Annotated in this window: 18 protein-coding genes, 1 tRNA gene and 2 pseudogenes; 4 read left to right on the top strand and 17 right to left on the bottom strand. The window is 71.1% G+C overall.

From position 1 onward, the window contains the following. Positions 1–2: 2 nt before the first annotated feature. The 6 genes and pseudogenes from ABZT47_RS27605 to ABZT47_RS27580 all read right to left on the bottom strand — a co-directional run. Positions 3–764: an amino acid ABC transporter ATP-binding protein gene (locus ABZT47_RS27605; protein WP_354848041.1), complete on the bottom strand. Its 762-nt coding sequence runs from the start codon at positions 762–764 to the stop codon at positions 3–5. After that, positions 761–1,630 carry an amino acid ABC transporter permease gene (locus ABZT47_RS27600; RefSeq protein WP_354848038.1) on the bottom strand — a complete coding sequence of 290 codons (870 nt, stop codon included), beginning with the start codon at positions 1,628–1,630 and terminating at the stop codon, positions 761–763. Before ABZT47_RS27600 ends, ABZT47_RS27605 begins: the two co-directional genes overlap by 4 nt. Before the next feature lie 254 nt (positions 1,631–1,884). Continuing rightward, positions 1,885–3,015 carry an LLM class flavin-dependent oxidoreductase gene (locus tag ABZT47_RS27595; RefSeq protein ID WP_354848035.1) on the bottom strand — a complete coding sequence of 377 codons (1,131 nt, stop codon included), beginning with the start codon at positions 3,013–3,015 and terminating at the stop codon, positions 1,885–1,887. 30 nt (positions 3,016–3,045) lie between these two features. Next, positions 3,046–4,104: an LLM class flavin-dependent oxidoreductase gene (locus ABZT47_RS27590; RefSeq protein ID WP_354848032.1), complete on the bottom strand. Its 1,059-nt coding sequence runs from the start codon at positions 4,102–4,104 to the stop codon at positions 3,046–3,048. Then, positions 4,101–4,292, bottom strand: coding sequence for a hypothetical protein (locus ABZT47_RS27585; RefSeq protein WP_354848029.1), 192 nt, complete (start codon positions 4,290–4,292; stop codon positions 4,101–4,103). The genes ABZT47_RS27590 and ABZT47_RS27585 overlap by 4 nt, the downstream gene beginning before the upstream one ends. Positions 4,293–4,613: 321 nt before the next feature. Beyond that, a pseudogene (locus ABZT47_RS27580) lies at positions 4,614–5,312 on the bottom strand (hypothetical protein); the annotation flags it as partial. 390 nt (positions 5,313–5,702) lie between these two features. Here ABZT47_RS27580 and ABZT47_RS27575 point away from each other — a divergent pair. Beyond that, positions 5,703–6,920 (top strand): threonine synthase, encoded by a 1,218-nt coding sequence (locus ABZT47_RS27575; protein ID WP_354848027.1) that lies wholly within the window; start codon positions 5,703–5,705, stop codon positions 6,918–6,920. A 263-nt stretch (positions 6,921–7,183) separates the two neighbouring features. On the opposite strand, the gene ABZT47_RS27570 is transcribed toward ABZT47_RS27575, so the two are convergent. Then, the gene (locus ABZT47_RS27570) at positions 7,184–7,690 is read right to left on the bottom strand and encodes a hypothetical protein (protein ID WP_354848024.1); all 507 of its coding nucleotides are present in this window, start codon (positions 7,688–7,690) and stop codon (positions 7,184–7,186) included. 458 nt (positions 7,691–8,148) lie between these two features. On the opposite strand from ABZT47_RS27570, the gene ABZT47_RS27565 reads away from it, so the two are divergent. Next, complete coding sequence (locus tag ABZT47_RS27565; RefSeq protein WP_354848021.1) at positions 8,149–8,598, top strand: hypothetical protein; 450 nt, start codon at positions 8,149–8,151, stop codon at positions 8,596–8,598. Positions 8,599–8,712: 114 nt separating this feature from the next. Here the strand turns inward: ABZT47_RS27565 and ABZT47_RS27560 are convergent, their stop codons facing one another. Continuing rightward, the gene (locus tag ABZT47_RS27560; RefSeq protein WP_354848018.1) at positions 8,713–9,111 is read right to left on the bottom strand and encodes a VOC family protein; all 399 of its coding nucleotides are present in this window, start codon (positions 9,109–9,111) and stop codon (positions 8,713–8,715) included. A gap of 93 nt (positions 9,112–9,204) precedes the next feature. Between ABZT47_RS27560 and ABZT47_RS27555 the strand changes: the two genes are divergently transcribed. Continuing rightward, positions 9,205–10,194: a YafY family protein gene (locus ABZT47_RS27555; protein ID WP_354848015.1), complete on the top strand. Its 990-nt coding sequence runs from the start codon at positions 9,205–9,207 to the stop codon at positions 10,192–10,194. Between the two features lie 220 nt (positions 10,195–10,414). Here ABZT47_RS27555 and ABZT47_RS27550 read toward each other — a convergent pair. After that, a tRNA-Lys gene (locus tag ABZT47_RS27550) sits at positions 10,415–10,491 on the bottom strand. Positions 10,492–10,664: 173 nt separating this feature from the next. Between ABZT47_RS27550 and ABZT47_RS27545 the strand changes: the two genes are divergently transcribed. Continuing rightward, complete coding sequence (locus ABZT47_RS27545) at positions 10,665–11,033, top strand: PRC-barrel domain-containing protein (RefSeq protein ID WP_354848012.1); 369 nt, start codon at positions 10,665–10,667, stop codon at positions 11,031–11,033. Positions 11,034–11,148: 115 nt separating this feature from the next. Here ABZT47_RS27545 and ABZT47_RS27540 read toward each other — a convergent pair whose 3' ends face one another. The 8 genes and pseudogenes from ABZT47_RS27540 to ABZT47_RS27505 form a co-directional block, all read right to left on the bottom strand. After that, positions 11,149–12,525 carry a nucleotide pyrophosphatase/phosphodiesterase family protein gene (locus tag ABZT47_RS27540; RefSeq protein ID WP_354848009.1) on the bottom strand — a complete coding sequence of 459 codons (1,377 nt, stop codon included), beginning with the start codon at positions 12,523–12,525 and terminating at the stop codon, positions 11,149–11,151. Next, positions 12,522–13,649, bottom strand: coding sequence for a metabolite traffic protein EboE (eboE, locus tag ABZT47_RS27535; RefSeq protein ID WP_354848005.1), 1,128 nt, complete (start codon positions 13,647–13,649; stop codon positions 12,522–12,524). The genes ABZT47_RS27540 and eboE overlap by 4 nt, the downstream gene beginning before the upstream one ends. After that, complete coding sequence (locus ABZT47_RS27530; RefSeq protein ID WP_354848002.1) at positions 13,649–14,524, bottom strand: TatD family hydrolase; 876 nt, start codon at positions 14,522–14,524, stop codon at positions 13,649–13,651. The genes eboE and ABZT47_RS27530 overlap by 1 nt, the downstream gene beginning before the upstream one ends. Next, positions 14,524–15,129: an EboA domain-containing protein gene (locus ABZT47_RS27525; RefSeq protein WP_354847999.1), complete on the bottom strand. Its 606-nt coding sequence runs from the start codon at positions 15,127–15,129 to the stop codon at positions 14,524–14,526. The genes ABZT47_RS27530 and ABZT47_RS27525 overlap by 1 nt, the downstream gene beginning before the upstream one ends. Positions 15,130–15,257: 128 nt before the next feature. Further along, positions 15,258–16,112 carry a sugar phosphate isomerase/epimerase family protein gene (locus ABZT47_RS27520; protein WP_354847996.1) on the bottom strand — a complete coding sequence of 285 codons (855 nt, stop codon included), beginning with the start codon at positions 16,110–16,112 and terminating at the stop codon, positions 15,258–15,260. Beyond that, complete coding sequence (locus tag ABZT47_RS27515; RefSeq protein WP_354847993.1) at positions 16,109–16,957, bottom strand: SCO3242 family prenyltransferase; 849 nt, start codon at positions 16,955–16,957, stop codon at positions 16,109–16,111. The genes ABZT47_RS27520 and ABZT47_RS27515 overlap by 4 nt, the downstream gene beginning before the upstream one ends. After that, positions 16,954–18,105 carry an inositol-3-phosphate synthase gene (locus tag ABZT47_RS27510; RefSeq protein WP_354847990.1) on the bottom strand — a complete coding sequence of 384 codons (1,152 nt, stop codon included), beginning with the start codon at positions 18,103–18,105 and terminating at the stop codon, positions 16,954–16,956. Before ABZT47_RS27510 ends, ABZT47_RS27515 begins: the two co-directional genes overlap by 4 nt. 110 nt (positions 18,106–18,215) lie before the next feature. After that, positions 18,216–18,341: pseudogene (locus ABZT47_RS27505) on the bottom strand (sugar phosphate isomerase/epimerase); the annotation flags it as partial.

The raw sequence follows: 18,341 nt of genomic DNA, 5'->3' as shown, positions 1-18,341 counted from the left end.
CGTCAGAGGACTTTGCCGATGAAGGCGCGGGTGCGTTCGTGCAGCGGATCGTCCAGTACCTGGGACGGGGGTCCTTGTTCGAGGATCCGGCCGGCGTCCATGAAGACGACCGTGTCGGCCACTTCGCGGGCGAAGCCGATCTCATGGGTGACGACGAGCATGGTCGTGCCGGTGCGGGCCAGGTCCTTCATCACTTCGAGGACCTCGCCGACGAGTTCGGGGTCCAGCGCCGAGGTCGGCTCGTCGAACAGCACGACCTTGGGCTCCAGTGCCAGCGCCCGGGCGATGGCCACCCGCTGTTGCTGGCCACCGGACAAGGTGCGCGGGTAGGCGTCCGCCTTGTCCGCCAGGCCGACCCGGTCGAGCAGCCGGGTCACCAGGATCCCGACCTCGGCCCTGGACCGCTTCTGTGCCGACAGCGGCGCCTCGGCCACGTTCTGCCGCACGGTGAGGTGCGGGAAGAGGTTGAAGTTCTGGAAGACGAAACCGATCCGCGTCCGCTGCCGGAGGATCTCCCGCTCGTGCAGTTCGTGCAGCCGATCGCCCGACCTTCTGTAGCCGAGCAGCTCGCCCTCGATCTCGACCGTCCCCGACTCCACCTTCTCCAGATGGTTGATCGTCCGCAGCAGCGTCGACTTGCCCGAGCCCGACGGGCCGAGGATCACGGCCACCTCGCCCTGCCGCACACTCAGGCTCACTCCGCGCAGCACGTGCAGCGGGCCGAAGTGTTTGTGCACGTCGCGCAGTTCCACCATCGTCGTCATGAGCGCCCTCTGCCGTAGTGACGCTCGACGTAGTACTGCACGACCGACAGCACCGTGGTCAGGACCAGGTACCAGACGGCCGCCACCAGCAGGAGGGCCATCACCCGGCCGTTGCGCATGTAGATCACCTGCACCTGGTAGAACAGCTCGGGCAGCGCCATGATGTAGACGACCGACGTTCCCTTGACCAGGCCGATGATCTCGTTGCCCGCGTTCGGCACGATGGTGCGCATCGCCTGCGGCAGGATGATCCGGAACAGCCGGCGCACGCGGGGGATGCCCAGCGCCGCGGCGGCCTGCCGCTGGCCCGGGTCCACCGACAGCAGCCCGCCCCGTACGATCTCGGCGGCGTACGCGGCCTGGTGCAGCGCCAGGCCGAGGGCGGCGGCGGTCAGCGGCCCGATGAGGTCCATGGTGCCGACGGCGAAGAACCCGGGCCCGAAGGGGATCCCGAACGACAGCCGGGGATACAGCAGTGCCAGGTTGTACCAGAACAGCAGCTGCAGGATCAGTGGGACCGAGCGGAAGAGCCAGACGTAGCCCCAGGCCACCGACGACAGCAGCCGGTTGGACGACAGGCGCATGAGGGCCAGTACGGTGCCCAGGGCGAATCCGAGGACGATGCCGAACGCGGTCAGCTCCAGGGTGAGTCCCACCGCGCGCAGGACCGAGGGCGCGAACAGGTACTGTCCGACGATCCCCCAGTCCCATGCGGGGTTGGTGGCGAGCGAGTTGGCCGCCATCGCGAGCAGGAGCAGCACGAGAGCGGTCGACGCCCAGCGCAGCGGATGACGGGTCGGGACGACCTTCGGCGGGAGTTCGTCCCGCTGGACGCCCGGCGCCGTCCGGGTGCCGGAGAGCGTCATGATCCCACCGAGCTGAGCGCGGCGGCCCGGGCGAGACGGAGTGTGTCCTGCTTGTCGAACGAGGGACCGGAGCGCGGCGAGGTTTCGGAGCCGTCGTTGGTCCCGCCGATACCGAGAAACTCGACGGGCATGGATGCCGCCTTCCTGGGGGGCGAGGTAGACGGTTTCACCTCAACACAGCCTGATGTTCCCGTCAAGACCTACTTGTTTAGTAGGTTTTTATCTCCGTCCGGCCATCTCACCGCCCGGCCATCTCACCGGCGGTGCCATTCCTCGGCGAGCAACCGGTAGGAGCGCACCCGGTCCTTGTGGTCATGGGTGATGGTGGTGACGACGAGCTCGTCGGCGCCGGTCGCCTCTCGAAGCTGTTCGAGCCGGTCGGCGACCTGCCCGGCGGTCCCGACGAACTGGGTGTCGACGCGGTCGGCGACCAGCTCACGGTCGGCCTCGCTCCACGGGATGGCACGGGCCTCGGCGGGGGCCGGGAACGGGATCGCCCCTTCGGCGGTCCGGATGCTGCGCACCCACGGCCCGTAACCCGCGGCGAGCTCGCGGGCGGCGGCCTCGGTCCCGGCGACGACGACATCGGCGGAGACGCTGACGTAGGGCCGGTCCAGCTCCGCGGACGGGCGGAACGCGGCCCGGTAGCCCTCGGCCGCCTCCAGTACGCTGCCGGGACTGACGTGGTAGTTGGCGGCGAACCGCAGGCCGTTCGCGCCGGCCACGTTCGCGCTCTCCCCGCCGCTGCTGCCGAGGATCCAGAGCTGCACCTGCGCGCCCTCACCCGGGACCACATGCGCTTCCTCGCCCTCCGGGGACCGGTAGGTGCCGCGCAGCAGGTCGAGGATGTCGCCGACCTGTTCGGTGTAGTCCTGCGACCGCGCGCCGGGCAGTTGCAGCAGCGTCTTCTGCAGCGCGAAACGCGGCGAGGCGAGCAGATGGGCGAAGGAGAACTTCGGCGGGATCGGCAACCCGTTCGGCGCCCGGCCGTCGACCACCGTGGCGCCGGACACCAGCGCCGGTTCCCGGGCCGTCTCGGCCGGCCGCCCGCCCGACCGGCCGAGACCGAGGTCCAGGCGCCCCGGGTGCAGCGCGTCGATGAGCCCGAACTCCTCGACCGTCGACAGGGCCGTGCGGTGGCCCATCTGCACCGCGCCGGATCCGATCCGGATCGTCGAGGTCGCCGACGCGGTCAGCGCCAGCAGTACGGCGGGCGACGTCCCGGCGACCCCCGGGTTGAGGTGGTGCTCGGCGAACCAGTAGCGGGCGTAGCCGAAGCGTTCCGCCTGCCGCGCCAGGTCGATGCTGTTACGCAGGGCCTGCGCGGCGGTCGACCCCGAGGAGATCGGCACCAGGTCGAGCACTGCCAGTGGGATGGTGGCCATGTGTCACCCTTCTACGAAGGCGGAAACGGGCTACGGAGTGACCGGCCACCACTCCCAGGGCGGGTCCGGTATCTCCTTGCGCAACACCGGCGCGATGTCCGACTGGAAGAGCTCCAGTGACGCGCGGTGCTGGGCGTCGGTCAGGCCGTCGGCGTCGGCGTGCAGGTGCATGACGCTGTGGCCGAAACGCTCGTGGTAGCGGTGGACCTTCTCGACGATCTGCTGCGGGCTGCCGATCAGGGCGGAGCTGCGCTCGACGAAGTCCTCCAGGGTGGGAAAGACCGGCTCCAGCCCGAGTCGCCGCTGGAAGGCGAGCGTCCCCTCGAAGACCGGCCGGTAGGCCGCGAGGGCGTCCTGCGACCGGTGGTCGGCGTAGTAGCCGGCGGTGCCGGCCCCGACCACGGCGGCGGCCGGATCGTGACCGTAGGCGGCCCACCGCTCGCGGTAGTGGCGGACCAGTTCGGCGTAGGGCTCGATCGGGTTGCTGACGTTCGCCGAGAAGAGCGGGTCGCCGTAGCGCGCGGCCAGGTCGACCGATTCCCGGCTGGTCGCGCTGCCGTGCCAGACGCGGATCGGCCGTTGCAGCGGCCGGGGCCACACCTCCGCCTCGGTGAGGCTCGGCCGGAACCGCGGCGTGGCGGTGACCTTCTCCTCCCGCCAGAGCCGGCGGAACAGCTCGTAGCCCTCGGCGTTGCGGTCCCACTGGTCCTCGGGCGTGACGTGGAACAGTGCCCGTTGGGCGGTGCCGTTGCCCTTGCCGATGATCAGCTCCAGCCGGCCGCCGGAGAGGTGGTCGAGGGTCGCGTAGTCCTCGTAGGCCCGGACCGGGTCGAGCAGGCTCAGTGTGGTGACCGCGGTGAAGAGCCGGATCCGGGAGGTGAGCGCGGCGATGTGGCTCAGCACCACCGGAGGGGAGGAGGAGATGAAGGGCCGTTCATGCCGCTCCCCCACGCCGAAGCCGTCGAAGCCGAGCTCCTCGGCGAGCACGGCGTTGTCGAGCACCTCGCAGAACCGCTCGTAGGTCGGCTTGCGCACCCCGGTCACCGGATCCGGCGCGTGCACGATCAGGGTGATCAGCAGGAATCTCACGAGCCGTCCCCGCTGTCCTCGCCGGTCCGCCGCGGCCCGGCCAGGCCATGTTCGGCCTCCGTGACCAGGTCGGACCGGTAGCGGGCGGTGAAGAGCTCCCTGGCCCGCGGCGCGCGCCGTGCGGCCGGATGCCGGCCGCCCCCGTCGAGAGCGACGGCGAGCTGGAGCGCGGGAAACGAATCGGACATCGGCATTGACCACCTCCGGATCGAAGGGCGCCACGATGGCCCCTCCGCCGATCGATGGCCGTTGGCCGGAGGCTACGCCGCTTTCCAGATATCTGTCTATACCTACCTAAATTGTTGGCTTTAACGGCGTCGGCATCGGCGCCCGGTTCCGGCGGCTCGCCGAGCCGCTCGTGACACCTGTCCCGAGCGGCCGGCAGTACCCGCACCGGTGGGCGTACGCCCCGGGGTCCCTCCACCGTGCCGGCTGATCGCGCGGTCAAGGGATCGCGCGATCAGCCGGTAACGCGGTCAAGGGGGTCGCGCGATCAGCCGGTCGCGCGGTCAGTTCGCCGAGACCGAGAAGCTGTTGGTGCGGAAGTCCATGCCGCCGCTGGAGGAGGTGATCTCGTAGCCGAACTGGACGTCGCCCAATGTCACGTCGCCGAACCAGTTGTTGCCGCGCAGCCAGGTCAAGATGGCCTTGATGTCGACCGTGCCGGAGCTGGTGTTGCCCTGCCGGACGAAGGAGAACACCTGGTTGGAGCCGTTGGAGCCGCGATAGACGTCCCAGCTGTGGCCGCCGGCCGAGACGCTGGTCTGGCGCGAGCCGAGCGGGCCGACCGGCCCGTACTTGTTCATCCACAGCATGATCTCGTAGGTGTGGCCGTCGCACCAGATGTCGTAGGCCGTGGTGTAGGCGCCGCCGTTCGGCACGGTGACGTTGAAGCTGCTGCTCGCGCTGCCGAGCGCGCTGATGCGCCGGTTCACGTTCCTTGTGGCGTTGGGGTAGGACTTCACCCCGCCGGTGTTGGGGTGGTTCGCCCACACGCCCCAGTTGCCGTAGCTGTTGGCCCAGATGGTCTGCGGGCCCGCGCCGTTGCCCCAGATGTTGTTGTAGAGGGTGTAGCCGCCGTTGGTCCAGGTACCCCACCGGTCGGCGGAGGACCAGGTCGCCGCCTGCGCCGGGGTGGCGAGCAGGCCGACGAGCGCCACCAGCATCGACACCGGGACGAGTAGGCGTGACGTCCTGAGCATGATCTTCCTCTCCTGCCGTCGTGTCGCCGCGCGTCCGGCCCGGCGGGATTCGCCGTAACTCCGTCGAAATCAACCGTCGAAGCGCTTCGACGGCGTTTCGACTTGATCGCTGATCGGATTCGCCGCGGAGTGGGGTCACCGTAGGTTCGGCCGCCAATGGGACGCAACGCGGCAGTGAAAACCTTTCCGACAGTCCAGGTCAAGCGGCGAACACCCTCGTCCGCCTGTGAAAGTTTCCGGCGGGCCGCCGGAGCCGGGACGCCCCCCGGGAACTCCCGTTCACCACGCCTGGCGATAATGGGACGACCGGAAACCGATGACCTCTTGGTGCACCCCGCGTACCCGCGGCCCTGTCGCGGGCACGTCCCCCATTCGAGAGCAGCCAGGGAGCGCGCGTTGAGTTTCAGCCATCTGTCCCACCTGGAGTGCGGCCGGTGCGGAGCCGAGCACGACAGCGAGCGGCCGCAGAACCTGTGCACCCGGTGCGCGTCCCCGCTGCTGGCCCGCTACGACCTCGCGGCCGTCCGGTCCTCGGTCACCCCCGACGACCTCGCGCGGCGCTCCCCCGACCTGTGGCGCTACCACGAGATCCTCCCGGTCCGTGACCCGCGGTCGGTCACCAGCCTCGGCGAGGGGATGACGCCGCTGCTGGAGATGGCGCGCTACGGCGAACGCATCGGGGTGCCCCGGCTGCTGATGAAGGACGAAGGGCTGATCCCCACCGGCTCGTTCAAGGCCCGCGGCGCGGCGGTCGGGGTGTCGCGCGGGGCCGAGCTGGGCGTCGAGCGGCTGGCCATGCCGACCAACGGCAACGCCGGCGCCGCGTGGGCGCTGTACGGCGCCCGGGCCGGCCTGGCCGCCACCGTGGTCATGCCGGTGGACGCCCCGGAGATCACCCGCCGCGAGTGCGTGGCGTCCGGGACGGACCTCTACCTGGTCGACGGCCTGATCAGCGACGCCGGCCGCATCGTCGGCGAGCTGGTCGCCGCCTCCGGCGGCCGGGTCTTCGACGCCTCGACCCTCAAGGAGCCTTACCGCATCGAGGGCAAGAAGACCATGGGCATCGAGATCGTCGAGCAGCTCGGCTGGCGGATGCCCGATGTGATCCTCTACCCGACCGGCGGCGGGGTCGGCCTGATCGGCATCCACAAGGCCCTCTCGGAACTGCGCGAGCTCGGCTGGATCGCAGGGCCGCTGCCGCGGCTGGTCGCGGTGCAGGCCGAGGGCTGCGCGCCGATCGTCCGCGCCTTCGAGAACGGGGAGCCCGAGAGCCGCTACTGGGACGGCGCGCGCACCGTGGCCTTCGGCATCAACGTCCCGAAGCCGCTCGGCGACTTCCTCATCCTGCGGGCCCTGGCCGCGACCTCGGGCACCGCGGTCACGGTCACCGACGCCGAACTGCTGGCCGAACTCCGCGAGGTGGCGGCCCTCGAAGGCGCCTTCGTCTGCCCGGAGGGCGCGGCGGCGTTCGCCGCGGCCCGCAAGCTCCGCGCCTCGGGCTGGATCGCCCCCGACGACCAGGTCGTCGTCCTGAACACCGGAGCCGGCATCAAATACCCCCAGACCATCGAAGTGGACGCCCCCGTACTCCCCGTGGACGCCCACCTGGCCTGACCCGCACCGCGACGAGGGGACCGCTCGGCAGGTGAACCGGACTCCGCCGCGCTCCTTGATCCCACCGCATCCAGAACGGCAGCGGATTCATCCTGACGTAGAAGAGGCCGCGGAGGGATCCGCCGCGTGTGTACGCCACCTCGGACTTGGTCAGAAATCGGTACCTTCGGACTGGTTCGGACGATGGCCCGAGATAGAAGGCCGAGCCACCGCCCTGTGGTAATTGGCGCGTCCTCTGCGGGCGGGACCGGTTACACCATCGATCATGAAGAGCCGGTTATCTCGGGAACCTGACCGCGTGCTTCACGTTGGTTCTTGGCTGGATTAGTCCTGATCCTCAGCGCGGGGTCAACCCTGAAAGTAGAAGGAGACTTTCTCCATGCCTCCTGCTGTGTCGCCGCCTTCGGAGACAGAACCAGGTGGTCGATGTCACGAAGTTCAAGTGGCTGGAGGTTCTGAACCGACCGCTCGGCATTTACGGCCTTCAGTAAGATCGAGTGCATTGCGTCCACGATCTCGTAGGCGTTGTCGGCTTCGTAGTACCTGCGCAGCGACTTGCGGTCACCAATGCGTGCGGCTTGCAGCTTCGTCCCTGCTAGCGCTGCTACGGTGTCCCCCTTCAAAGACTCGATGAAGCCATCGATCAGTTGCTCACGTAGCTCCTGTCGTGTCTTCAGGCGATGGTTGATGAGAGCGACCACCATGGCTGCCGTCGCACCGATGAGAGCTCCCCCCAGTCCGAGAAGCGCAGACACAAGCTGGATCGACATGGGACGAACATAGCGCAACAAGCAGTCGTATAGATGACGAATCAAATCATCTCGTTCTGTCGCCGTTCTGTGGAGGCGTAAGACGCTAGAGATCCTTGAGGCGGTGGTTACGGTGATTGGAAATCCAGGCGGATCTTGGCGATGAAGGGTTGATCAGCCGGGGGCGATACCGCATCTTCTTCAGCCGCGTTTTGACCAGCCGGGCGATTCGTCGAAGGGTCTTCCTGGCGAGGTTGGTCAGGGAACGCCTCAGGTGGGCCCAGACCGCCTCTACCAGGTGGCCATCGCTCTGCGACCATACGGCGGCGCCGTGCCCTACGGCCCCGGCGTCGAGCACATCCGGCGGCACCTGGGCAGGTGTCGGAGGCTATGGTGCACGGGTGCGTCGTGTGCTTGTCGTCGGGATCAGTGGGGCCGGGAAGTCGACCATGGCGCGGGTGTTGAGTGATCATCTCGCGGTGCCGTATCACGAGATGGACGCATTGCACTATGTGGGGCCGGGGTGGGCCGTGGACGGCAGGTTCGCGGCGAAGGTGGCCGCCATCGTTTCCTCGCCCGGCTGGGTGTTCGACTCCTTCGGCTACCCCCAGGTGCGCGAGCTGCTGTGGGAGCGCGCCGACACCGTGGTCTGGCTGGACTACTCCAGAAGCGTGATCATGCCGCGGGTTCTGCGCCGATCTCTGCGGCGGACCCTGCTGCGCGAGCCGGTCTTCGGCGGCAACCGCGAGACCCTGGCCGGCTGGTTCCGCCGCGACCACCCGGCCTGGTGGGCCTGGTCCCAGCACGCGGCCCGCAGGGCGGCCATCCACCGCCTCGTCCACGACCCCCGCTTCGCCCACCTGAACGTGATCCGCTTCGGCGCACCGGACGAGGCGGCCGCCTGGCTGTACGACCTCACCCGCCGCTAGCTGTGGTGTCGCAGGACGCCGGTTCCACGAAGTGCAGGGCGGGTCCGCCTGTGCTTCGTGCCGGTCGCCGCGATCGAGATCTCAGGGGTCCTGCGTGAGCGGCTGTGTCCGGCGTCAGCGTGCGAACTTCTCGATTGCCGCCGGGGTGACCGGGGTGAAGAAGTTGACGAGGTTGCCGTCGGGGTCGCGGAACAGCAGCGACCGGTTGCCCCAGGGCATCGTGGTGGGCTCGGTGACGAAGTCGGTGACCAGGCCGGTCAGGTTCTGGTGGACGCGGTCCACGTCGTCGACACGGAACTCGGTGATCACGCTGTGGTTGTCCGCCGGGCGGGCGGAGCCCGGGGCGAACAGCGGGACGGTGCGGGTGCTGGCGATCGCGAGGGTGGCGTTGGGGGTCTTGAGTTCGGCGAAGTCCTCGGTGGCCCACATCGCCCGCACCCCTGTGGCCGCCTCGTAGAACTCGACGAGGCGCCGGACGTCGCCGGTGATGATGCGGATCGAAACGAAGTCCACGGTGATCTCCTTTGGCTGACGAAGTAGCTGCACGTCGCAGGCTAGGAGAAATAGTGGACAGAATCGGTCCAGTATTCGTCTTAGGCTGTGCGCATGCCTCGACCCACCGGCCGCGTGCTGACACTGCTGGAGTTGCTGCAGTCGGGCGGCACCCGGACGGTGGGCGAACTCGCCGACCGGCTCGGCGTCGATGGGCGCACCGTGCGGCGGTATGTGGACCAGCTGATCGACCTTGACGTGCCGGTGGAGTCGGTGCGCGGCCGCTACGGCGGGTACCGGCTCGCCCCCGGGTACCGGTTGCCTCCGCTCATGCTCAGCGACGACGAGGCGCTGGCCGTGCTGCTCGGCCTGGTCGCCGGCCGCCGAGCAGGGTTGACGGCGGCGGGGCACACGGCGAGCGAGACGGCATCGGCCAAGATCCGGCGGGTGCTGCCCAAGCACATCGCCCGCCGACTCGACACCCTCCTGGAATCTCTCGTCTTCACGGACCGGCCCCGTGAGTTCGCCACCCCGGACGCCGGAATCCTGCTCACCATCGCCGACGCTGTACGCCATCGCCGCCCGGTCTCCATCCGGTACACCGACCGCGAAGGCCGGCGCAGCGAACGCACACTGCACGCGTACGGGATCGTCGCCCATTCGGGCCGGTGGTACGTCACGGGCACCGACCCCGAGATCGGCGAGGACCGGACCTTCCGGCTCGATCGCATCGCGGACGCGAGGACCCTGCCCGGCTCTTTCGAGGCGCCCGAGGGTCCCGATCCGGCACACCGCGTGTTGTCAGGGTTCGCCACGGCCGAGTACCGGCATGAGGTGACCTTGCGGATCCACGGGACGGTCGAGCGGATCCGCGCCCACCTTCCCGCCGGCGTCGCGAGCCTGGAGGAGCACGAGCCCGCGGTGGGCGAGGACCGGACGACCGACCGCTGGCTGCGCGTCCGGCTACGGGTCGAGCGGCTCGACTGGTTGCCGCCGACACTCGCCGCACTCGACCGGCCGTTCGTCATCGAGCGCCCCGGCGAACTGCGCGACCTCGTCATCGCGCTCGCCGAGCGCCTCGCGTCCAACGCCCGCCGAGCCTGACAGCGAGGAACCGGTGTCAGGAGATGGCACAGTCGCGCATGGGTGTTGCGCTCCGGCGACTTTCCCCCGGCTTCGGGAGGCCCGGCGAGGGGCGACGGCGTGCAAGACGAGCTACCGCACCGCCGCCCTCTACTGGCAGGGACGGCAGGTGCACAGGCCTGGAAATGACTGTGGGCACCCTCCGTCAAGTGAAGGATGCCCAGGTCATCGGCCGTTGCCGTGGTGCGCCGCCAGGGACTCGAACCCCGGACCCGCTGATTAAGAGTCAGCTGCTCTAACCAACTGAGCTAGCGGCGCGTGACCATGTCCAGGTTAGCGGAAACGCGAGGGTGCCCGTGACGTCGGCCGCGGGGGCCGCCGAGGCCGGCCTTACCTACGGGTGAGGCGGTCCTGTCCGCGCATCGATGTTTCACCGGCGAATGACGGGTAGGGCGAAGAGTCCCGACGGCACAATCGAAGGGAGAACGAAGATGGCACAGGATCTTTGGAGTTACGGCCCGACCGTCACCGGAGCCCATCAGAGCTTCGACGTGGTCGGATATCACGTGGAGGCCACGGACGGCAAGATCGGTTCCGTGGACGACGCCACCTACGAGGTCGGCGAGAGCTACCTGATCGTCGACACCGGACCGTGGATCTTCGGCAAGAAGGTCATGCTCCCCGCGAGCACGGTCATCAACATCGACCCGCAGGAGAAGAAGGTCTTCGTCAGCCGCACCAAGGACGAGATCAAGGACTCGCCGGAGTTCGACGAGGCGAGCTACAAGGAGCCCGCCTACCGCGACCAGGTCGGCGAGTACTACGGCCGCTTCCCCTTCGGGCCGGGAGCCACTCTGTAAGCATGCGCGACTGGTAGGCCATCGCCTTCCCCGGCACCGCGAGGTGCCGTGAAGGTGCCAGTGAAGGGCCGCGCCGCACCGGCGCGGCCCTTCCGCGTGCAGGCCTGCTCTGTGGTCAGCTCAGGGCGAGGCGGAGGAGCAGGTCCTTGACGTCGGTGGCCTCGAAGCGCTCCGCGGTGACCGAGGGGTCGGAGCACAGGAGCACCGGGGCGTCGGCTGCGTCCCTGGGCAGCAGCCCGTGGGAGCCGCGCACCGCGCGGGCCCCCGCGTCGAGCCCGACGACGTTCATCATGTAGCGCATGCCGACCTTCTTGCGCAGCAACGCCACCCCCGCCCGGCGCTTGGCGCCGAGCACGTCCTGGGGGTCGAAGAACAGCTCGGCCGGGTCGTAGCCGGGTTTGCGGTGGATCTCGACCAGCCGGGCGAAGTCGGGGGCGCGTGCGTCGTCGAGCCAGTAGTAGTAGGTGAACCAGGCGTCCGGCTCGGCGAGCAGCACCAGTTCGCCCGACCGGGAGTGGTCGAGCCCGTGGGCCCGCTTGCCCTCCTCGTCGAGCACCTCGGCGACGCCGGGGAGGGACGCGCAGAGCTTGGCGACGGCCGGGACGTCGGCCGGGTCGGCCACGTAGACGTGCGCCACCTGGTGGTCGGCGACGGCGAACGCCCGCGAGGTCCACGGGTCGAGGTACTCCATGCCGGCCTGGGTGTGGACGCGGAGGAACCCTTCGGCGCGCAGCGTCCGGTTGATGTCCACCGGGCGGGAGACGTCGGTGATCCCGTACTCCGACAGCGCCACGACGGTGGTCCCCCGTGCCGCGGCGGCGTCCAGCAGGGGGGCCAGCACGCCGTCGAGTTCGGCGGCGGCAGCGGCGGAACGCGGGTCGGACGGGCCGTACCGTTGCAGGTCGTAGTCGAGGTGGGGCAGGTACGCCAGGGTCAGGTCCGGGTTGTGCGCGGCCATGACGCGCTCGGTGGCGCGGCAGATCCAGGTGGAGGAGGCGATGCCCGCTCCCGGGCCCCAGTAGGTGAACAGGGGGAAGTCGCCGAGCGCCGAGGTGAGCTCGTCGTGCAGCTCGGGCGGATAGGTGTAGCAGTCGGGGTCCTTGCGCCCGTCGGCGTGGTAGATCGGCCGGGGCGTGACGGTCCAGTCGACGTCGGCGCCCATGGCGTACCACCAGCACACGTTGGCCACCGTGAACCCGGGCCGCTCCCGCCGGGCGGCGTGCCACAGTTTGTCCCCGCCGACGAGCGCGTTGTGCTGGCGCCACAGCAGGACTTCCCCGAGGTCGCGGAAGTACCAGCCGTTGCCGACGATGCCGTGCTCGGCGGGCGGCGCGCCGGTGAGGAAGGTCGACTGGACCGAGCAGGTGACGGCGGGCAGGACGGTGCCCAGTTCGGCCTGGAAGCCGCCGTCGGCGACGGCGCGCAGCCGCGGCATGTGGGCCAGCAGCCTCGGGGTCAGGCCTACGACGTCCAGGACCAGCAACGATGTCATGCTTCCACTCCCAGGTGGCGAAGTTCGGCGCGGACGAAGTCCAGCTCGTCGGCGATGCCGTCGGCGAGTTGCCCGGGCGTCTGCGGGCGCAGCGCGGCGGGCAGGACGCCCCAGGTGTAGGTCTCCACGTCGAAGTGGTCGCACAGCGGCTCCGGACCGCCGGCGAGTTCGGCGAGCGCCTCGCGCAGCAGCGGCGTGGTCGCCGCGAGCGGCGCGGACGGGGAGACGTGCAGCGGCACGTGGTAGTGGACCCGCCACGGCCCGGGCAGCCGCCGGTCGAGGGCCTCGTCGAGGTCGTCGGCGGCCTCGCCCGCGGGGGTGCGCGTCTGGTGCAGGAAGCGCGGCTCGACGTACTCGCGCAGCGCCTCCGGTTCGGCGGTCTCCAGGGCGGCGGAGAGCTGAACCTTGACGACGGGCAGGCCGGCGTCGCGCAGCGCGCCCAGCGCGTCGGCGGGCTTCTCCCAGGCGCAGGCCAGGTGGGCGAGGTCGACGCAGACGCCGAGCCGGTCGTGGTCGGCGTCCGCCAGGTGGGCGATGGCCTGCTCGGTGGTCTCCACGACGCAGCCCGGTTCGGGTTCGAACGCGACGCGCACGACCCGTCCGGTGGCGGACTCGACGTCGGCGAGGCCGGCGGCGAGCTCGTCGAGCCGGCGTGCGGCCTGGCCGGCCATCGCGGCGTCCCAGGGGTCGCGCCAGGCGAGCGGCAGGGTGGACACCGAGCCCCGGGCGGCATCGTCGGGCAGCAGGTCCGCCAGGACGCGCGCCAGGTCCAGGGTGTAGGTCAGCCGTTCCCGCGTCGTCCAGTCGGGGTGGTAGACCGCGTGCTTGACCACCGGATCCTGGAAGGAGCGGTAGGGGAAGCCGTTGAGGGTCACCACCTCAAGGCCCCGCGCGGTCAGCTCCCCGCGGAGCCTGGCGCGTAGCGCCGGGTCGGCGGCGAGGGCGGCGGCGACGGGCGCGGCCAGCCAGAGCCCGAGCCCGAGCACGTCGGCGCCGAGGCGGTCGCGGATCGGGACGGCGTAGGCGTCGAACTGGGCGATGATGCCGTCGAGGTCCTCGGCCGGGTGGACGTTGGTGCAGTAACCGACGTGCAGCGGTGTCCCCGAGGGGTGGAGCAGCCGCATCAGCTGCCTCCGCGTTTGATGGAGCTGCCGGCGAAGGTGGGCTCGTCGAAGCCGGCGACGGAGCCGGACTCGTCTTCGGCGCCGGTGAGGTCCAGGCGTCCGGACTGGCCGTAGAACTCCACGGGGTTGCGCCACAGCACGCGGTCGACGTCGTCGTCGGTGAACCCGGCGGCCAGCATCGCCCTGCCGGTCTCCAGCGTCAGCAGCGGGTCCGAGACGCCCCAGTCGGCGGCGGAGTTGACCAGCATCCGGTCCGGCCCGTGCTTGCGCAGGATCTCCACCATGCGCTCGGGCGACATCTTGGTCTCGGGGTAGATGGAGAAGCCCATCCAGCATCCGGACTCGTGCACGATGTCGACGGTGACCTCGTTGAGGTGGTCCACGACGACCCGCCCGGGCGCGATCCCGGAGGCGGCGACGACCTCGATGGTCCGCTGGGTGCCGCGGGCCTTGTCGCGGTGGGGGGTGTGCACGAGCGCGGGCAGGTCGTACTCGACGGCCAGGGCGAGCTGCCGTTCGAAGGCGTCGTCCTCCTCGGGCGTCATCGAGTCGTAGCCGATCTCGCCGACCGCGACGACCCGGTCCTTGTCCAGGTAGCGCGGGAGCAGGTCCAGCACGGGCCGGCAGCGCGGGTCGCCGGCCTCCTTGGGGTTGAGCGCGATGGTCGCGTGGTGGACGACGCCGAACTGGGCGGCCCGGTACGGCTCCCATCCGAGCAGCGAGTCGAAGTAGTCGGCGAACGAGCCGGGGTTGGTACGGGGCTGCCCGAGCCAGAAGGCGGGCTCCACGATGGCCCGTACTCCGGCGGCGGCCATCCGCGCGTAGTCGTCGGTGGTGCGCGACGTCATGTGGATGTGCGGGTCGAAGATGCGCATCAGGCCTCCTTGGGGGTCAGGCGGTCGAGGAGGGCGGCGGCGTCGGCGGGCATGGGACGTCCTGCCGCCGCGCGCTCGTCGGCGAAGGCGGCCAGCATGGCCGCCAGCTCGTGGTCGGCCCGCTCGTCCAGCCGGTCGACGGCGGTCAGCGGCACGCCCATGAAGACGCATTTGAGCACCGCCTGCCGCCATGCCGTCTGGTCGAGGTGGCGGGCGTACGGGCCGAGGGCGGCCGCGACCAGGCGCGTGTCGTTCGTGCGGATCGCGTCGTGCAGCAGCGGCACCGCCGCCGTGTCGGCGGCGAGCATCGGCAACGCCTTGAGCACGGCCCGTTTCTCGTCGGCGTCGCCGTGGCGGTAGAGCTCGCCGGCCTGGTCCGCCCGCCGGTCGGGCGGCAGCGCGGACAGCAGCAGCGCCCGCGCGGCCTCGTCCGCCGTCCAGCCGGGCGCCCCGGACAGGGCCTGCCTGCCGACGCGCCGCCCGGCCGCGGCGAAGGACCGGCCGATCGACTCGGGCCGCTCGGCCGCGGCGGCCAGGGCGTCCTCCAGCCACTCACCCGGCGATCCGTCGCGCAGCGCGGCGCTCAGCCGCTCCTCCAGCGTCACGATGGACCCTCCGCCGCCTCGCGCGATGCCGGTCCCAGCGTCATGAGGGGCTCCCTTCCGGCCCGCGCGACGCCTGCCTCAGCGTCATGACGGGCCTCCTTCCGGCCCGCGCGGCGCCTGTCGCGGCGTCATGACGGGCTTGCTTCCGTCCCGTGCGACGCCTTCTCGGCGGCGCGCAGGAAGTCGATCGAACGCGCGGCGACGGCGGGCGCGGCGTGGGAATGGCGGGGCAGCTCGACCGCGACCAGGCCGCGGTAGCCGGCGTCGTCGAGCGCGCGCAGCACCGGCGGGAAGTCGATCTCCCCTTCGCCGAACTCCAGGTGCTCGTGCACGCCGAGCCGCATGTCGTCGATCTGGACGTTGACCAGGTGCCCGGCGACGCCGGCGACGCAGGCGGGCACCGGATCGGGCTCGTTGCAGCGGCAGTGCCCGATGTCCAGCGTGATGCCGAAGCCGTCCGGCGCGCCCAGGGCCTGGTGCAGGCGGCGCCAGCCGGCGATCGTCTCCACGAGCATCCCCGGCTCAGGTTCGAAGCCGAGCGTCACCCCGGCCTCCCGGGCGGTCTCGGCGACCCGCTCGCACCCCTCGACCAGCCGGTCCCAGGCGACGGCCGGGTCGACATGGGCCGGGCGGATGCCGGACCAGAACGACACCGCCTCGGCCCCGAGGTCGGCCCCGATCGCGACGGCGCGGCGCAGGAAGTCCACCCGCGTGTCGCGGTCGTCGTCGAGCAGCGTCGGGGCGTGCTTGCGCCGCGGGTCGAGCAGGTAGCGCGCACCGGTCTCGATGACCACCGCCAGATCGAGGGTGCGCAGCCGGTCGGCGACCTCCGCCACCCGCCGTCCCAGCCCGTCGGCGTACGGGTCGAGGTGACAGTGGTCGAGCGTCAGCGCCACTCCCTGGTAGCCGAGGCCGGCGATGACCTCCAGGGCGTCCGCGAGCCGGTGGTTGGCGAAGCCGTTGGTGCCGTAGCCGAGCCTCATGTCGCGGCGATCTTCTTGACCAGGCGCCGGGCCAGCGGGGCCGCCGCCGCGAGCAGGAGGGCGAGGCGCGGGGCGCCGCCGCGCGCGGTGAGGGCTCCCTGGAGGGCGGGGAGGCTGACGATGCCCGCGCTGACCGCCTCACGGACGTGTCCGGGCGAGGGGTCGGCGACGGCCTGCGCCTGGGGAAGGCCGAACTGGGCGGCGTACCAGCCGGCGAGGGCGGGCTGCGTCCCGTTCGCGCTGCCGCGGACGGTGGCGGCGGTGAGCGCGACGGTGCCCGCCAGGGTCGCCGCGGGGACGCTCGGACTGGTGCCCGACACCTCTCCGTGGGAGAGCGCGGTGAGCAGGTAGGTGTGGGCGGCGATCGTGGCGGCGGACGGCAGCGCGGCGGCGGGGCGGGACCCGGGGCTGGCGCCCAGCAGCACGTCCAGGCCGCGGCACAGGGCCATGACCGGCGGACCGGCGGCCGTGCCCTTGGCCAGCACGTCGTAGGCCCAGATGGCGGCGGCCAGCGGCGCGGCGACCGCCAGGGCACGCCGGCCGCCCGCGAGCCCGGCCACGGCGACGCCCGCCAGGGTGAGGCCCACCGCCGTGCCGAGGGCCGCGTTCGCCGTCACCCGCCCCGAGGGGATGGGGCGCTCGGGGCGTTCGCTGGCGTCGAGGTGCCGGTCGGCCCAGTCGTTGGCGGCCATCCCGGCCCAGTACAGGCAGACCGAGGAGCAGGCCAGGCCGGCGGTACGGCGGCCGAGCACTCCGGCGGCGGCGGCCCCGGCGACCACGTCGCCGGGGACCGACAGCGCGGCCGGGGCGCGGACCAGCTCCAGCAGGTCGCGCAGGGTCGTCATCGCGGCGTGCCCGGCGCGCCGTAGGAGGCGACGGCGTCGCGCAGCACCTGCCACTGGTCGGACAGGGCGTGCGGGACCTGTCCGAGGGGGTCCTTGAAGAAGAAGGCCAGTTCGGTGAGCGGTCCCACGCGCCCGGCCTGGTGGGCGGCCGAGGTCAGCCGCGCCAGGTCGAGGATCAGCGGCGCGGCGAGGGCGGAGTCGCAGCCGTGCCAGCTGAACTCCATGCGCATGCGCGTGCCCAGGAAGCCCTCGAAGGTGATCAGGTCCCAGGCGGTCTTGAAGTCGTCGAGGTCTTCCACGAAGTCGATGCGGGTGTCGCCCTGCGGCTGGTAGCCGAGGGTCTCGGCCAGCACGCGCTGCTTGCTGGCGGACTTGGCCGCGTTGGCGGCCGGCTCGGCCAGGTTCGCGCCGTCGCCGCCGCCGAGCAGGTTGATCCCCGACCAGGTGCGCACCCTCAGGTTGCGCTGGACGAACATCGGGGCGAGCACGGACTTGACCAGCGTCTCGCCGGTCTTGCCGTCGTGTCCCCCGTAGGGCAGCCCCTGCGCGCGGGCCAGCGCGTCGAGGGCGGGCAGGCGGGCGCCGGTGGAGGGGGTGAAGTCGACGTACGGGCACCCGGCGAGCAGTGCGGCGTAGGCGGCCAGGGAGCTGGGCGGCAGGACGGGGTCGGGGCCGTCCAGCGCGGCCCGCAACGCGTCGAGGTCGGCGTGGGCGGGGTGGGACGGCGGCGCGGGTTCGGTGGTCGACACGTTGATCACGACGACCCGGTCCAGCCGGTGGCGCCGGCGGAAGGTGTCGAGGTCGGCGCCGATCTCCCGCGCGACCTCGGCCTGGGTGGCGCCGACGGGCAGCGGCCGCACCTGCTGTTCGATCTCGAACAGCGCGTCCCGCACGGCCTCGGCGAGCCGTGCCGGGAGGATTCCCGCCTCGGCCAGCGCGGCGGCCTTCTTGTCCAGGGGGACCGAGGAGACGTCGTGGCCGCCGAAGACCAGGTCACCGAGACGCGGAAGGGCGTCGCTCCGCAGCGCGGGCGACTCAAGGACACACCCGGTCGGCGCGGCCAGGCCCGCCCGCACCGCCAGGGCACCGATCATGCTGGTGACCGCGACCGATCCTCTTGCTCCGATCAGCCATACTCCGGTACTCATCAGTCTCCTCTCACGGTCGGCTCGCAACCGGCAGGGTGCGCACGGCGGCGCGCACGGGGGGTGGGCTCGCGCGGGCGGCGGTCATGGCGCGGCCGCCGCCCGGCGAGGGGTTATTCGGTGGAGAAGGCGGCGTCGAAGGCGGCGGTGGGCGGGGTGATGGCGTTGAGGGCCTTGACGTAGGCCAGCGCCTCGGGAGCGCCGGCCAGGCGGTCCATACCCGCGTCCTCCCATTCCAC

It is taken from the genome of Sphaerisporangium sp. NPDC005289 (genome assembly GCF_040607455.1).
Taxonomy (GTDB): domain Bacteria; phylum Actinomycetota; class Actinomycetes; order Streptosporangiales; family Streptosporangiaceae; genus Sphaerisporangium; species Sphaerisporangium rhizosphaerae.
Note: the sequence above shows the minus strand (reverse complement) of the source record. Positions and strands in the feature narration are given on the sequence as shown.